The organism is Flavobacterium sp. (assembly GCF_035456085.1).
Lineage (GTDB): Bacteria > Bacteroidota > Bacteroidia > Flavobacteriales > Flavobacteriaceae > Flavobacterium.
Genome location: NZ_DATIDY010000141.1, coordinates 1 through 16,950 on the forward strand (window position 1 = coordinate 1; position 16,950 = coordinate 16,950).

The 16,950-nt window shown below is 34.7% G+C and carries 14 protein-coding genes; 6 read left to right on the plus strand and 8 right to left on the minus strand.

Annotated elements, in window-relative coordinates; all coding sequences use genetic code 11:
- Positions 1–226: 226 nt before the first annotated feature.
- From hemL to VLC96_RS11050, 4 genes are all read right to left on the minus strand, one after another.
- Entirely contained in the window at positions 227–1,513 is a 1,287-nt protein-coding gene (hemL, locus tag VLC96_RS11035) for a glutamate-1-semialdehyde 2,1-aminomutase (RefSeq protein WP_325262936.1), read from the minus strand.
- 227 nt (positions 1,514–1,740) lie between these two features.
- The gene (locus VLC96_RS11040; protein ID WP_325262937.1) at positions 1,741–2,568 is read right to left on the minus strand and encodes a glucosaminidase domain-containing protein; all 828 of its coding nucleotides are present in this window, start codon (positions 2,566–2,568) and stop codon (positions 1,741–1,743) included.
- 66 nt (positions 2,569–2,634) lie between these two features.
- On the minus strand, positions 2,635–3,528 hold the full coding sequence (locus VLC96_RS11045) for a 1-aminocyclopropane-1-carboxylate deaminase/D-cysteine desulfhydrase (protein ID WP_325262938.1): 894 nt from the start codon (positions 3,526–3,528) through the stop codon (positions 2,635–2,637).
- Between the two features lie 75 nt (positions 3,529–3,603).
- On the minus strand, positions 3,604–3,942 hold the full coding sequence (locus VLC96_RS11050; protein WP_325262939.1) for a hypothetical protein: 339 nt from the start codon (positions 3,940–3,942) through the stop codon (positions 3,604–3,606).
- 123 nt (positions 3,943–4,065) lie between these two features.
- Between VLC96_RS11050 and VLC96_RS11055 the strand changes: the two genes are divergently transcribed.
- From VLC96_RS11055 to VLC96_RS11075, 5 genes are all read left to right on the plus strand, one after another.
- Positions 4,066–4,248: a C1orf53 family protein gene (locus VLC96_RS11055; protein WP_325262941.1), complete on the plus strand. Its 183-nt coding sequence runs from the start codon at positions 4,066–4,068 to the stop codon at positions 4,246–4,248.
- A gap of 289 nt (positions 4,249–4,537) precedes the next feature.
- The gene (gene hutU, locus VLC96_RS11060; protein WP_325262943.1) at positions 4,538–6,517 is read left to right on the plus strand and encodes a urocanate hydratase; all 1,980 of its coding nucleotides are present in this window, start codon (positions 4,538–4,540) and stop codon (positions 6,515–6,517) included.
- Between the two features lie 174 nt (positions 6,518–6,691).
- Positions 6,692–7,255, plus strand: a complete 564-nt coding sequence (locus VLC96_RS11065; protein ID WP_325262944.1) for a DUF4136 domain-containing protein — start codon at positions 6,692–6,694, stop codon at positions 7,253–7,255.
- A gap of 216 nt (positions 7,256–7,471) precedes the next feature.
- A complete protein-coding gene (ilvA, locus tag VLC96_RS11070) occupies positions 7,472–8,716 on the plus strand; it encodes a threonine ammonia-lyase IlvA (protein ID WP_325262945.1) in 1,245 nt (414 codons plus the stop codon).
- Between the two features lie 72 nt (positions 8,717–8,788).
- Entirely contained in the window at positions 8,789–9,181 is a 393-nt protein-coding gene (locus tag VLC96_RS11075) for a group III truncated hemoglobin (protein ID WP_325262947.1), read from the plus strand.
- Positions 9,182–9,318: 137 nt separating this feature from the next.
- Here the strand turns inward: VLC96_RS11075 and VLC96_RS11080 are convergent, their stop codons facing one another.
- A complete protein-coding gene (locus VLC96_RS11080; RefSeq protein ID WP_325262948.1) occupies positions 9,319–10,413 on the minus strand; it encodes a pectate lyase family protein in 1,095 nt (364 codons plus the stop codon).
- A gap of 344 nt (positions 10,414–10,757) precedes the next feature.
- On the opposite strand from VLC96_RS11080, the gene VLC96_RS11085 reads away from it, so the two are divergent.
- Positions 10,758–12,506 carry an aromatic amino acid hydroxylase gene (locus tag VLC96_RS11085; protein ID WP_325262949.1) on the plus strand — a complete coding sequence of 583 codons (1,749 nt, stop codon included), beginning with the start codon at positions 10,758–10,760 and terminating at the stop codon, positions 12,504–12,506.
- A 91-nt stretch (positions 12,507–12,597) separates the two neighbouring features.
- Here the strand turns inward: VLC96_RS11085 and VLC96_RS11090 are convergent, their stop codons facing one another.
- The 3 genes from VLC96_RS11090 to VLC96_RS11100 form a co-directional block, all read right to left on the minus strand.
- Positions 12,598–13,239 carry a DUF4230 domain-containing protein gene (locus VLC96_RS11090; protein WP_325262951.1) on the minus strand — a complete coding sequence of 214 codons (642 nt, stop codon included), beginning with the start codon at positions 13,237–13,239 and terminating at the stop codon, positions 12,598–12,600.
- A 167-nt stretch (positions 13,240–13,406) separates the two neighbouring features.
- Positions 13,407–15,725 (minus strand): translocation and assembly module lipoprotein TamL, encoded by a 2,319-nt coding sequence (tamL, locus tag VLC96_RS11095; protein ID WP_325262952.1) that lies wholly within the window; start codon positions 15,723–15,725, stop codon positions 13,407–13,409.
- The coding region (locus VLC96_RS11100) for a translocation/assembly module TamB domain-containing protein (RefSeq protein ID WP_325262954.1) at positions 15,709–16,950 on the minus strand (1,242 nt) is incomplete at its 5' end. The genes tamL and VLC96_RS11100, both read right to left, overlap by 17 nt.

A 16,950-nucleotide genomic window follows, 5' to 3' on the forward strand; every position in this document is an offset into this window, starting at 1 on the left:
TGAAAGCAATTTTATCAGCCGATCAATACACAAAATGGCAAGCCATGAGAGAAGAGAATAAAGAAAAAATGAAAGATAAAATGAGACAAAAAAAAGGTCTATAAAGACGAATTAGAAAGAACCGATTCTTTCTATAATCAATTTCAAAAAATTAAATAGCCACAGACTACTGATTATCAAAAATTTTTAAAATCCTTTAAATCTTTTAATCTGTGGCTATTTTTATTTAAAAGCTTTTAGAAACTTTATCAATGGCTTGAATAGTAAAATCTAAATCTTCGTAAGTCAATGCATCGGTAATAAACCAAGTTTCGTAAGCTGATGGCGCGATATAAACTCCTTCGGCAACTAATCCGTGGAAGAATTTTTTGAACGTTTCATTATCACCTCTGCCCGCAGTTTGAAAATCAGTTACCGGATTGGCATCAAAATGAACCGAAATCATCGATCCCACTCTATTGATGGTAAACTCAACATTATTTGCTTTTAGAACTCTCTCGATTCCTGCGCCCAAATAAGCTGTTTTCTCTTCCAATCTTTTAAAAATAGCACGATCGTTATCCAAAGACTGTAACATCGCCAAACCAGCAGCCATTGCCAATGGATTTCCAGACAAAGTTCCAGCCTGATACACTGGTCCAAGTGGCGCTAAATAATTCATGATTTCTTCACGAGCCGCAAAAGCTCCAACTGGTAATCCTCCACCAATCACTTTTCCGAAACAAACGATATCTGCATTGATATTTAAAAGCTCCTGAGCACCACCTCTTGCTAATCTAAAGCCTGTCATTACCTCATCAAAAATCAATAATATCCCATTTGCGGTACACAATTCACGTAATGCTTCCAAAAATCCCTTAGCAGGCGGAATACATCCCATATTTCCAGCAACTGGCTCAATAATGATAGCTGCAATTTCATTTTTATTGGCTTCAATTAACGTTTTTACGTTATCCAAATCATTGTATTTTGCCAACAATGTATCTTTAGCAGTTCCCGCGGTTACACCAGGACTATTTGGAGTTCCAAAAGTAACGGCACCACTTCCCGCCTGAATCAAAAACGAATCCGAATGACCGTGATAGCAACCTGCGAATTTGATGATTTTATCTCTCTTCGTAAATCCACGAGCCAAACGAACAGCACTCATACAAGCCTCTGTCCCTGAATTTACAAATCTAATTTTGTCAATATTTGGAACCATCGAAACAGCCAAAGCTGCAATTTGAGTTTCCAATTCGGTTGGCATTCCAAAAGAGGTTCCTAATTTGGCTTTTTCAATTACAGCTTCAACCACGGGCTCATAAGCATGGCCCAAAATCATCGGTCCCCACGAATTGATATAATCGATTAATTTATTTCCATCTTCATCGTACAAATAAGCGCCTTTCGCACTTTTTACAAATATTGGTGTTCCTCCCACGGCTCTGAAAGCTCTTACTGGTGAATTTACTCCTCCTGGGATTACTTTTTCTGCTTCCGCAAAAAGAGCGCTACTTCTTTTATAGATCATTTTTTAATTTTACTATTTATGATATTTTACTATTTATGGCGTGACCACTTCTTGATAAAAGGGCTACATCACTTTGCCTTTATACGCCCTTTTATCAAGAAGCGGTCGGGCTATCCGTGCTACTTCGGTAGCTTACTCCTATCCCTCACGCGGCCAGACAACAAGCTTTTGTTTTTCAATGTGTCATTTTCGATAGAAACATGAAAACGAAATACTAAAAACTAAACTTACTTTACAATTAGTTTCTGTCCTATCGAAAGTGTATTATCGCTTAGATTGTTTTTCGCTTTAAGTTCTTCTACGGTTAAATTGAATTTTTTGGAAACAGAATAAAAAGTGTCTCCTTTCTGAATTTCGTAAAAACCATCCTGTGCCGACCCAAAATCTTCTTGTGCTAACACTTTCGTTTCTTCTTTCTTGCTGCTTCCTTTTCCTAAAACTTTAGTGTCGTATTCGTGTAAATTATAGGTTTCTATGTAACTGATTAATTTTTCAGGATACTTCGGATCGGTAGCATAACCTGCTTCACGTAAGCCTTTTGCCCAAGCTTTGTAATCACCTTTTTGCAATGTAAATAAATTGGCGTATCTTTTTTTACCTGTTAAAACCATGGCGTGATCTCTATAAGATTCCGAGGCTTGATTGTATTTTCGGAAACATTCATTGGCAGAATCATCATCTTTATAAACCTTGTCTCCTGTCCAGTCGTTATGGCATTTTATTCCAAAATGATTGTTAGCATTTACCGCCAAATCACTTTGTCCCGCGCCAGATTCCAAAATTCCTTGTGCCAAAATAATACTGGCAGGAATTCCATACGTTTTCATATTGCTCATCGCAACTCCATTGTATTGAGCAACATATCCTTTTACAGCTTCATTGGTTGACATTTTTTTGGAACCAGACTCAGAAGTTGTTGTACTACTACTTCCGTTTTGAATTGGTTTGGAATATTTCCAACCCACTGGCTTTTTGGTAGTTTGAATTTTTGATTTTGAAGAACCACATCCTATCAAGGACACAATCGCAAGAAATAAAATTATTTTTTTTAACATATTTTGATATACGATATTAGATGTTTGATATACGATATTGCAATTGACTTCTGATATTGATTTTTGTTATTGAAATTGAATCACCGTTTTGTTTTTGCTTTTCAAAAATACATTCATCCCAGCAATTCCCTGTAATCCTCCGGTATGAATTAATAAAATTTTGGCATTATCCGGAAAATAGTTTTTTTGTATTAAGTCTATAACGCCAAAAACCATTTTTCCAGTATAAACGGGATCTAAAGGTATTTGTGTTTGTTTGTAAAACTGATTTATAAACTGAATCAATTCGTCAGTCACTTTTCCGTAACCACCAAAATGATAATCGGTTATTAACTGCCAATTTTCTTCGGTCGCAAATTTACGAATTTCATCTTTTAAAAAGTCGCCTTTTAGCGCTGGAAATCCCAAAACTTTTTGGTGTGGCAAAGCACTATTAATAATGCCAGAAATAGTTCCGCCAGTACCAACCGCCAAACAAATAAAATCGAAAGTAGCATCTTCTTCCGTTAAAATTTCTTCACATCCTTTTATTGCATATTCATTGGTTCCACCTTCGGGAACTATATAAAATGAACCAAATTTAGTTCTCAGTTTTTCAATAAAATCAGGCTCAGTTTTGAAACGATACGCTTCTCTGGTTACAAATTCAAATTGCATTCCACATTCCTGAGCAAACTTCAAAGTTGGATTTTCGGCAATTTTATCGCCCAATTCATCTCCGCGAATTACGCCTATAGTTTTAAATCCATACTCTTTTCCCGCATAAGCCGCCGCGGCAATATGATTGGAATAGGCACCTCCAAAAGTGAGTAGTGTCTCCTGATTTTCTGCTTTTGCCTGAAGCAGATTATACTTCATTTTCCTGAATTTATTCCCTGAAATAAACGGATGCAGTAAATCTTCTCTCTTTATGGTAAGAGAAATTCCGTTTGGGAGATTATATGTAATTTTTTGGTTCAAATTTTTAGTTTTATTTAAAAAGTTCGTACAGACCTAACAGGTTTTCAAAAACCTGTTAGGTCTAATCCAAAGAACTTAATTCGAAACAAACAAATAGTTTAAGAAACTAAAAATCCTCCTTGTTTTCAGATAATCCAAATCAAGTTCATTGGCGTAAGCTTCTCTTTCAAGACTGATGTTTCTATAAGCTAAATTGGCGTTTTTATACTGAAGCAAACGTACCGCATATTCAATAAAATACCAAAGAAAAAAAGGCAAAATGAGCAATTCCAATTGTTGCCGAAGATGAATTTTTTCGTGATTTACTAAAATTTTATTTTGTTTATCCAATGCATATTTAATAACCACAAATGGAAAGACAGTTAAACCACGAAATCCTTTGGGAATTAAATATTTGGCAACAATAATAAACATTGATTATAAAATTTATAGATTTGTAGAGGCAATTTAGCCCAAATTAAAGAAAAACACAATTCGTAAGAAGTGATTTTCAATATAAATATAGTTAATAAAGAAATCTTCAAGCGATAAATAAGAATGGATGAACAAAATAATGAAAATAAATTAATCGAAGGAGAAGATTTTTATTATACTCCTGAAGGATATAAATGCTTTACAGAAAAACACCATTTAAAAAGAGGTTACTGCTGCAAAAGCGGTTGTCGCCATTGTCCTTATGGTTTTGATAAGAAAACCGGGGAAATTAAGAGGAGAAGTTAGAGAATAGAAGTTAGAAATTAGAAGGCAAAATTATAAATCTCATTTTCTGTTCAAAAGTGTAACCATAATATTGTCATTCCGGAGGACACGAGCGAAAGCGAATTGGCGAAGCAATCTCACGTTGCTAAGATTCCTAAGGAATGACAAAACTAGACGGTTTTTAGACCTTAGATTTTCTTTTGTCATAATATCAAGTTTTTGGTATAGTTTATGTTACAAACATTCTCACTTTGTCAATCTCAGACACAAATTTTAAAACGATTACTTTCAGATTTTAAAAAAAGAAAAAATGACTTTTCAACAACAAATACAGCAAGGAATTCCATCTATATTACCACAGCCGAAGCCGTATGACACTACTATTAATCATGCGCCAAAGCGAAAAGAAATTTTAACAGATGACGAAAAAAAACTGGCGCTTAAAAATGCGTTGCGCTATTTTGAACCTCAACATCATGTGGAATTAATTCCTGAATTTAAAAACGAATTGGAAACTTACGGCCGAATTTATATGTACCGTTTTCGTCCCGATTATAAAATGTATGCTCGTCCAATCTCTGAATATCCTGGAAAAAGCGAGCAAGCCAAAGCCATTATGCTGATGATTCAAAACAATCTGGATTATGCAGTGGCACAACATCCTCATGAATTGATAACTTATGGCGGAAACGGAGCGGTTTTCTCCAATTGGGCACAATATTTATTGACAATGAAATACTTATCGGAAATGACCGATGAGCAGACTTTGACTATGTATTCGGGACATCCGATGGGATTATTCCCTTCACATAAAGAAGCTCCTAGAGTAGTTGTTACAAACGGAATGGTGATTCCAAATTATTCCCAACCAGATGATTGGGAAAGAATGAATGCTTTGGGAGTTTCTCAATACGGACAAATGACCGCGGGTAGTTATATGTACATCGGTCCGCAAGGAATTGTTCACGGGACTACCATTACCGTTTTGAATGGTTTCAGAAAAATAAAACGCTCACCAAAAGGCGGCTTATTTGTTACTTCAGGTCTTGGAGGAATGAGCGGTGCTCAACCAAAAGCTGGAAATATTGCAGGTTGCATCACGGTTTGTGCCGAAGTAAATCCAAAAATTACTCACATTCGTCACAGTCAGGGTTGGATTAATGAAGTAATTGAAAATTTGGATGATTTGGTTAAAAGAGTGACTTTGGCGAAAGTCAATAACGAAACCGTTTCTATCGCCTATCTTGGAAATGTAGTCGATGTTTGGGAACGATTTGACGAAGAAAACATCTTAATTGATTTAGGTTCTGATCAAACTTCACTTCACAATCCGTGGGCAGGCGGTTATTATCCGGTTGGAATTTCATTTGAAAAAGCCAACGAAATGATGGCTGAAAATCCAGCTTTATTTAAAGAAAAAGTACAAGAAACATTACGCCGACATACAAACGCAATTAATAAACATACCGCAAAAGGAACCTATTTCTTTGATTATGGAAATGCTTTTTTACTAGAAGCTTCACGTGCCGGAGCTGATATTATGGCTGCAAACAATATTGATTTCAGATATCCGAGTTATGTACAAGACATTATGGGACCTATGTGTTTTGATTATGGTTTTGGTCCTTTCCGTTGGGTTTGTACCTCTGGAAAAGCTGAGGATTTAGCCAAAACAGATGCTATTGCCTGTCAGGTTTTAGAAGAAATGGCTCGAACAGCTCCTGCCGAAATTCAGCAACAAATGCAGGATAATATTCAATGGATAAAAGGTGCTCAAGAAAACAAATTAGTCGTTGGTTCTCAGGCCCGCATCCTATATGCTGATGCCGAAGGTCGTGTGAAAATTGCCGAAGCTTTCAATCAGGCGATTGCCATAGGAGAAATCGGAGCGGTTGTTTTAGGACGTGATCATCACGATGTTTCGGGAACCGATTCACCTTACAGAGAAACTTCTAACATTTATGATGGTTCCCGCTTTACTGCAGATATGGCTATACAAAATGTGATTGGGGACAGTTTCCGTGGAGCGACTTGGGTTTCCATTCATAATGGTGGTGGCGTTGGCTGGGGCGAAGTAATTAATGGCGGTTTTGGAATGGTGCTCGATGGTAGCAAAGAAGCTTCAAGACGATTAGCCTCTATGTTGTTTTGGGATGTGAATAACGGAATTTCAAGACGAAGCTGGGCACGTAATGAAGGTGCTGTTTTTGCTATAAAAAGAGCTATGGAAGTCGAACCTTTGCTAAAAGTCACACTGCCGAATTTAGTAGATGATGAATTATTAAAATGAGAGAATTGGTCAATTAGATAATGTGGTAATAATTCGACAATGTCATAATTATCTAATTGACACATTAACAAATTACCAAATCCATTGCAAAAATGCTTTTTTTTAACTAATTTAGAATAAACTAATTGGTACGATTTTTGAAGATAGTTTATTTCAACAAGTAAATCACATAGTATGAAAACATTTAGATTCCTGCCCCTATTATTACTTTTCATAGTTGCCTCTTGTGACTCTGTTCAAGTATATTCTGATTATGATAAATCGGTTGATTTTGCGCCATACAAGACTTTCGCCTTCATGAAATCTGGTATTGATAAAGTTGAAATTTCGGATTTGGACAAAAAAAGAATTCTCAATGCAATCGACCGACAAATGCAATCCAAAGGATTTACCAAAAGTGAAAATCCTGATCTATTAGTTAATATTTTTACTAAATCCCGCGAGGAAGTTAGTGTAAATCAATTCAGTGCTGGCTGGGGTTACGGCTGGGGTTACGGCTGGAATCCATATATGTATGGCGGACAAACTACAGTTTCTTCATCTACAGAAGGAACTTTATACATTGACCTTATCGATGCCAAAAAGAAAGAATTAATCTGGCAAGGTGAAGGTACAGGAACGCTTAGCAAAAATATGGATGAAAAAGATGCAATCGTCAATGACATTGTAACTCAAATTCTGGCACAATATCCTCCTGTAAAACCTGAAGTGAAACAGAAAAAAGAAAAGAAAAAATAATTTGATATAACTTGGTTATTCAAAAATGAATACATTTGTAATCAAAGCAAAAAAAATGAAAAATTTAATTAACATCATTAGCATTAGCAACATAATTATCATTCGATAGTTGTGGAAAGGTGTTATATAAATTAAGTAAAAATATATTTTATAAACCTTCCATATAGGGAGGTTTTTTTTGTTTTAAACAAAAGCAAATTAACTAAAACTAAAAAAATGGATTTATTCAAAGACATACAACAGGCGCAAAAACAACTTCAAGAAGTAATCTCTCCTACTCCATTGATCGAAAATTTGAATTTATCAGATGAATTCAATAGTACTATATTATTGAAACGAGAAGATTTACAAATCGTTCGCTCGTACAAAATAAGAGGTGCTTACAACAAAATGTGTACACTTTCCCGTGCCGAGAAAGAACAAGGAGTGATTTGTGCAAGTGCAGGGAATCATGCACAAGGAGTTGCTTTTTCCTGTCATTTTTTAAAAATAATGGGCAAAATCTATATGCCAAAAACTACTCCCAAACAGAAAATAAAACAAGTTCAATTATTTGGCAAAAATTACGTTGAAATTGTTTTGACAGGCGATACTTTTGATGATGCTTACGCAAAAGCTTTAGCAGATGCAACCCAAAACAATAAAGCATTCATCCATCCTTTTGATGATTTAAAAGTCATTGCCGGACAAGGAACTGTTGGGTTAGAAATTCTGGAAATGTATCACAAACCTATTGATTATGTATTTGTACCAATTGGGGGCGGCGGATTAGCTTCAGGACTTTCGACCGTTTTCAAACAATTGAGCCCAAATACCAAAATCATTGGGGTAGAACCTTTGGGAGCTCCGTCAATGAAAACTTCTATCACAAATCAAAAGAATACTCCATTAGAGACAATCGATAAGTTTGTTGATGGTGCCGCAGTAAAACAAGTGGGAAATCTGACTTTTGACATTTGCAACAAAAACCTCGAAGACATTATACTTGTTCCCGAGGGAAAAGTGTGTACAACAATTTTACGTCTATATAATGAAGACGCAATGGTAGTAGAACCTGCCGGAGCATTAACAATTGCTGCGTTAGATTATTATAAAGAACAAATAAAAGGAAAAACAGTAGTTTGTATTGTTAGCGGCAGCAACAATGATATTGAAAGAACGGCCGAAATAAAAGAGCGCTCATTGCTTTACGAAGGGTTGATGCATTATTTTATGATTCAGTTTCCGCAACGGCCTGGTGCGTTAAAAGAATTTGTAAACGACATCTTGGGTCCAGATGATGATATTACGTATTTTCAATTTGCCAAAAAAAATAGTCGCGAAGTTGGATCGGTAGTTGTAGGACTCGAACTAAAGAACCCAAACGACATTCACGCCATAAAAAACAATATGAATTCCAAAGGTTTTGAATTTCGTTATCTCAACGAAAGCCATGATTTATACACGCAATTAATAGGATAAATTAACAATTCTTTTTCTAACTTTTTTTAATTACAACTTATCTTTGAAGAGGTTTTATTAGACACCAACATCATGACAAACAAAGACATTCTAAATATAGAAGACATCAAATTATTAGTCGATACTTTTTATTCTAATGTGCAAAAGGACGACTTAATTGGCAACATTTTTAATGAAAAATTAAACGGACGCTGGCCTGAACATTTGGAAAAAATGTACCGTTTTTGGCAAACTATTTTGCTTGAAGAACATACTTATTCCGGAAGTCCTTTTCCCCCACATAGACAGCTTCCTGTCGAGAAAGAACACTTTAATCGCTGGATGGAAATTTTTACTGAAACTGTAGATAATTTATTTACTGGAAAAATTGCCGAAGAAGCCAAATTAAGAGCTAAAAATATGGCTGAAATGTTCAACTATAAAATCGAATATTTTAGACACGGAGGGAAACATCCGCTTTTATAAAAACACCCTTTTAAAATAAATAACAGGTAATACTAAAAAACAATTGCACAAATTACCATTGATCAATCTGGCAATTTGTGCAAAATCTAATTTAACTAACGAATGTTTTTATTTGATTTTAATTGAATGGCGATTAATTAATTATCCCCTAATTTTCCAACACCAGCAAATTGAATTACAACATCTTTAACTTCCGAAGTTGTGTTGGTAAGCACATCTGAATATTGATATTGAATATCTGCTGTACAATCTGCTGGATACGCTAAATTATTAGAAAAAAAACAATCCAATTCTTCATTATCAATACGTTCGGCACTTCCTACAATTGAACTGTTTTTAGAATATATGGTGTTTTTACATTTTTCAAAATAATTTTTCTCTACCCTCACACAAGCATTATCACGTGTATTCACAACACCACCATAAATATCATACACATAATTATTAAAAAAATGAGCTGTCCCGCCTCTGTACAACGGCACGCGTTCTTGTAATGTTTTATAGTAATTATGATGGAACGTTATTTTTCTATCAGCGTATAAATCTTTATCCGAATTACCAATTAAGCTGCATTTATGATGATCATGAAAATAACACCAAGAAACGGTAATATAACCGCTATTCCCTTTTACATCAAGTAACCCATCGTACAAATCCTGATTGGTTTGTTCACGAGGGTTTTCTTCAAAAAATTCGCAATGGTCTATCCAAATATTAGAACTAGCTCCTTGTATAGAAATCAAATCACCACCATTAACCAAAATTTGAGGTCGCCCTTCGTCTCCTAATTTGCTATATGTTTTTGCAATATTTTCTGAGTCAGCAGGAATCGCTTTTGCCACAGAAATAAGAGAAAGTTTAATATTTTTAATGATGATATTTTTGGCATCTTTTATCGAAAGTCCCACACCGTCCAAAAAAGCCTGATCGCCAATTCCAATTATACTTTTATTTGAAGCAACTTTTATAGAACCAACATAATCCTGATTGGCAATACTTCCGGAACCTGTTATTGTCCCTGCAAATTTAATCACATAAGTAGTATCTACTATTTCTGCATATTTTTTAAGATCTTCAAAGGTATTTACCACTACTTCTTTTCCGCCTTCACCTCCTGTTGTTCCTCCGTTTTGTGTTGCAAAGCCAACTAACGAAAAGTTGGGCGTTTGACCATAAGATTGTGCTGTTATAACCAACAAAAACAATACTAAGTTCAAAAATTTTTTATTCATATATTGAGGCAATTAATTTGTGATTTTATCACTTCTAAACTTTTTGTAATCGATTACAAAAAATCAAATTTAAAGTTTTTCTTAAAATAAAATAATTTTTTAACACTAATAATAGTCAATAATTAATATAGAATTTAAAAAAAATATAAAATGTGGGTTTTACTCTTTATATGAAAGTAGTTATTTGTTAAAGGAAAAATAAAAAGCAAATTGGTACTACAAATTACACCAAAATTTTTATGATTGATTTTTTACAATAAATGAGATTTCAAAAAGAATAATTTAATTGTTAAGAATACTTACTGAAAATCGTAAATTTGTTATAAAACTATATCGTTTTCGCTATGAGCACAAAAATAAAAAGCAATCCCTTATTAGATCGCTTACCAAAACATTTGAAGCAATTCATAAAACCTCAGGATTACAATGATTACACACCAATTAACCAAGCGGTTTGGCGCTATGTAATGCGTAAAAATGTTGACTATCTTTCGAAAGTAGCACATAGTTCTTATTTAGAAGGTTTGAAAAAAACAGGAATTGAAATCGATAATATACCGAGTATGTACGGCATGAACCGAATTCTCTCTGAAATTGGTTGGGCTGCTGTAGCGGTTGATGGATTTATTCCGCCGAATGCTTTTATGGAATTTCAGGCGTATAATGTTTTGGTTATTGCATCAGATATTCGTCAACTGGAACATATTGAGTACACGCCCGCTCCCGATATTATTCACGAAGGTGCCGGACACGCCCCTATTATCGCCAATCCAGAATATGCGGAATATCTGCGGCGTTTTGGAGAAATAGGTTGTAAAGCTATTTCGTCGCATAAAGATTACGAAATGTACGAAGCGATTCGATTACTTTCTATTTTGAAAGAAGCAGAAGACACACCAAAAGCCGAAATTGAAGCTGCCGAAAAAGCTGTAGAAGATTTGCAAAACAATATGGGCGAATTATCAGAGATGGCACAAATTCGGAATTTGCACTGGTGGACGGTAGAATATGGCTTAATAGGAACATTAGAAAACCCAAAAATATATGGCGCCGGATTGTTATCTTCTATTGGTGAAAGTGCTTGGTGCATGACCGATAACGTGAAGAAAATCCCTTATGATTTTTCGGCTGTTCATCAGAGTTTTGATATTACCAAATTACAGCCTCAATTGTATGTCACTCCTGATTTTGCTCATTTGAGTTTGATTCTAGAAGAGTTTGCCAATACGATGGCTTTGCGTACCGGAGGTTTATCAGGTATTCAAAAATTAATTCATTCAAAAGCATTAGGAACAATTGAATTGAGCACTGGTTTACAGATATCGGGCGTTTTTACAAATGTGATTGAACAAGATGGAAAACCGATTTACTTTCAAACTACTGGAAAAACAGCTCTGTCTTATCGTGAAAAAGAATTGGTCGGCCATGGAATTATTTCTCACCCAGAAGGTTTTGGTAGTCCAATTGGAAAATTAAAAGGAATTAATTTGGCGATTGAAGAAATGAGTCCACGAGATTTAAAAGCTTATGGCATTTACGAAGGACTAACCGTTTCCTTAGAATTTGAAGGCAATATAAAAGTAGTTGGTGAAATTATTACAGGAAAAAGAAATCTTCATGGAGAAATTCTTCTGATTAGCTTTAAAAACTGTACAGTTACCCACGGCGAAACTGTTTTGTTTCAACCAGGATGGGGCAATTATGATATGGCTGTAGGCCAAAAACTGGTTTCCGCTTTTTCTGGTCCTGCTGATGTGAGCAGTTTTGATTTGATTTCGCATGTTCCTTCAAGCAAAACCATCAAAGCCAAACAAACTGCCGAAAGAGATGATTTAGAAATATTGTACCAAACCGTAAGAAGCATTCGGGAATCTAAGGACACTACAACATCTTTGGAACCGATTTTTATTAAACTCCAAAAAGAACACCCAAATGACTGGTTGCTTTCTGTAGAGATTATTGAGCTATTGCATAATCGAAAAGAAACCGATTTAATGCAACAAGTAATTTTACATTTGGAAAACCTAAAGAAACGACGTTCAGAAACCGAGAAATTAATCACGAACGGATTGGAATTGATTTTTACAAAGTAAAAATATAGACACGAATTAGCACTAATTAAAAAATAGCACTTTAAAATTCTTTCTGTTTTAGCAATCGAAATAGACCGTTTTTAAATTCGTACTAATTCGTGAAATTTGTGTTTAAATTACGTTGCAGTTCCTTTTCGTTTGAGATTTCTTTACCATTATATTGTAATTTCCAGCCCATCGTATTGGTGAGAATTAGAATCTTGGAAAGCTCACTTATCAAGCGATTTTGAGCATTGGATTTTAAGGATGATTTTTCGATTTTTTTAGCAAGATTTGCTTTTACCGATTTATTGATTTTGTTGTAATCATCGCCTGTGAACGGATTCATTTGGCTTTGGGTTACATCATAAAACTTGATGTCTGGGCTTATTTTGATCTCTTCCTTTGGAATACTGAGAATCGTGATAGTTTTGTTGGCTTCGTCAATATCATATTTCATTTGATGCAAATCATACGAAACGGTAACATCGGCATTGACAATTACGAGTGCTTTTTTTTCGAAAGAAAGCATATCCATCATGTATTTTTGTTGGTTTTTGTATGTGATTACTTCTGCGAAATGTCCTTCGGTCACCACCAATTTACCAACATTTAAAATTTGTTGCTGAATCAAATTGGTATTATAATCTAATGAGCTGTCATCTCCTTTTTTGAATTCACAAAATTTGAATGCCAAAATTATAATGACAATCATCCCAACTACAACTAAAATTCTTTTGAGCAAGTTTTGCATTTCATTCAATTATTTAGATCAATTTACTTTTTTCAATAAGCAAATTAAGTGTTTTTTTTATTCTTTATTCCAAAATAAGGCAATACAAAACTATGATTTAGATTATAGAGCTACTTGCGGAGATTCTTCCTCCTATCGAATGACAAGATTGTGTTGAAATGCATTATCTAAAAAGGATAACCAATCGCAATATTAAGCATCAGATTATCTTTTCTCCAAATTTTGCTTCCAAAATCAATATCATCAATTACCCATCGATCATTTTCGGGTAGCCATGGTTTTCTTAGCGGCATCGCTAAATCGGCTCTTAGAATAAGTAGAGACAAATCAAATCTCAAACCTACTCCGGCGCCAACCGCGATTTCTTTCATAAAATCTTTTGAAAATTTTGCTCCGGGTTTATCTTTATCTTCGTTCAGCAGCCAAATATTTCCAGCATCTACAAACAAAGCTCCATTAACAATACTAAATAATTTTGCTCGATATTCGGTACTGAATTCCAATTTCAAATCTCCCGTTTGATCTGGTGAATAAGAATTATCAGTTTCCAGATTTTTAAAACTTCCTGGTCCGAGTGTTCTGGCTCTAAAGGCACGAATACTATTGGTTCCTCCTGAGACAAATTGTTTTGAAGATGGCATAACACTAGAATTTCCATAAGGCAATCCAGCACCAACAATAATTCTGCTCGCTAATTCAGTTTCTTTTCCGAGTTTTAAATAATGGCGGAAATCGGTTTTAAATTTTACATATTGACTAAGCGGAACATCAAATATTTTTACCGTATCCTTTTTCTTGATATTGGCTCCTGTTAATAATCCGGTTACGTTTCCAGCCAAATCTAATTCACCATTAAAATAGATGGTGTTTTTTTTGCGCTTTTGCATCGTATTCGTATACGTATACTGGTAAACTGGTCCAAAAATCAATTGTTTTTCAATCACTTTTGCTAAACTTGGATCCGCTTCAATATCAGCCAAATATTCTGGAGTGACATTATTTGGACTTACATAAGTAATATCCATCACATTCAACTGATGCTCTTTTCTCCTATTTTCCCTCCATAAATAACCGAAAGAAGCATTAAACGAATTTAAAGAATAGAGTTGTGTTCTGTTTTGAAATTCGTATCGAAGTGTCGCTTTCGTTCTTGGTACAAACTCACTGCTTCCCTTAACATGAAAAAACGGCGTTATAAATCTTGGCCATGTCAAACTGGTTTCGGTTCCTAACTTAAAAATATTTTTACCATTATTATCTCCAGAAAGTTGAAAATCGGCTCCTCCAAAAACGGAAACTGTCAATAATTCGGCACCTTTAAATAAGTTTCTGTTGTTCCAGTTTACATTAACTTCTGTACCGGTATAACTCGCTGAATTTGTCTTGCCTACAACCTCAAATCTGATAAATTTTTTAGGCAAAAGCGTTAGATAATAATAAGAATCTAAAGCATCTTTTATACTATCCGAAGGTTTGAACTCATTTTTCACAAAACTAAATGTCCCAAGATTCACAAAACGATTTAGCGTAAGATTATGATCTTTTCGATTATAAAAATCTCCTTTTTTAAAAAGAATCGCTCTGTCAAAAACATTCGGCTTAAAAGTATCCGCGGTATCAATAATCGTAAAATCGTTGTACTGAACGACATCTTCTTTTTTATATTTAATGCTGTCTTTCGAAACGGCAAAATTTGGATAGACTATAATTTTATCAATTTTATAAGGAATTCTGGCTTTTTCGGGAGTTTCATCTTTTATTTTTAATTTAATATTTACCTGAGAATCGCCTTTGGTACTATCTACCTGAGCCAGAATATAATCTGGGTTAAAATAGTAAAATCCCTTTTCTTTTAATCTGGTATCGATGCGTTCGCGCTCTGCTTTTATAACATCGAGATCGTATGGATTTCCTTCTTTTAATAAGGATCTGCGATGTGTTCTGGCAATAGCTTTTCCTAAAGCTGAAGAATCATCAGGAAATTTTACCTCTTTTATTTTGTATTGTTTTCTTGGCTGAACTGTATATTCTGCAGTTACTCTTTTATTTCTAACAGTCGAATCGGCGCTGACTCTGGTTTTGAAATAGCCATGATTTTCTGAAAAACTTCTTAAAACTGCGGCATTGTAATCCAAATCGACTTTACTAAAAAGTACTGGCTCTTCGCCTACTTTATATTTCAACCAATGTCTGATTCCTTTCTCTTTTTTGGGTTCACCCGCAATATTATAAAACCACAATTTTGGGCGTAAACCTAGTATTTGCTGATTCGGTTTCGGACGCAATAAACCTTCGAGAGTGTTCTCCAGCTCTTTTCTTTGTTTCTTTTTTAAAACTGAATCTTTCACTGTTACAGATCCTCCTGTATAAAGCAAATCGCCTTCCGGTAAATATTTTGTATTGCTGCATCCATAAACAAAAAATAAGGACAGCACTATAAAATACTTTATAAATCTGGTTTTTATATTACTATGTTTTTTGTTCATTTCCTTCAATTTGGTCTTTTTCCTCTTTTTCTTTTTCTTCTCTTTCTTTCTTCTCTTTTTCTTCTTTTTCTCTAAGCTTTCTTCTTTCGGCAAATATCTTTTCTTGTGCAATAGTTAGTTTTTCGGCATCTGTACGGTGAAACAATTCTCTGAATTTATTATAACTCATTGTGATCACAAAAGCCACTCCGGTCTCTATAACCTGACCTTCAACCGCAACCTGATATTCGTTTTTGCGATAAGCACGAACCGAATATCTGCCATCTTTTGTAAGTTGATAATCTAAAGAAACATCGCCGGCAATATTGGTTGTTTCCTCATGTGCGCGTTCCTTTCCTTCAACCCCAAAACTACTTCCGACAGTAACTTTTAATCGATCATCAAGTAACTTTTTGGAAACAGCAACGTTCAAATCGGTTCTGTTTTCCATGCTCCCCGAAGTATAATCTTCTGTAGATTCTAAATCGAAATTCACATCAAATCCTTTTACTAACTCACCAGCAAGATCATTTAATTGTTGCGATAAAATTTTGCTCACACTTTGTCTGGCGATGGATTCGGCATTGGTTCCTCCGCTTTCGCTGGCAAAAGGATTTTCGCCAACAAAACGATTCAGCAATAAAAGTGCAAAAACTTGTTTATTTAATTCTGCCGGTTCTTGTCGAAGCTGCTCCAATTTTGCTTGTGAAGCCGATACAATATCAGACGAAACACCATAATTTCCATCAGGAAGAACAATATCAAAAGTAATTTCCGGCTTGAGTAATTCTCCATTTAGTTTTAATAAAGTCTGAAACGGAACTTTTTGTTTGTAAGTGTTTTTAACAGTTGTACTTACATCTCCGCCTAATTGATTTCCGAGTAAATCGATTGGGGCCGCTTCCACTTTATAAATTGCGGTAATATTTAATGTTGCCATTGTTGGTTCGCCATTCCAAATAATATAGCTTCCTTTTTGAATATCAAATTTTCTTCGAATGGCGTTAAAATTCATTTCATAGGCTCCATCCGAAACTTCATATTTACCAGTAAGCGTTGTTTTTCCAGAAGGATCAATTCCGCCGGTCAATTCCGCTTCGCCTTTTAGATTAAGATAATCTCCATTTCCTTTATCAATTATCAGGGTCAATGATGCTTCTTTTACCAAAGAAATATCCACGCTGACATCCATTCCAATCAAATCTGACTGATTCAGTTTTTGTTTTATTTCTTTAGTTTGTTTCAG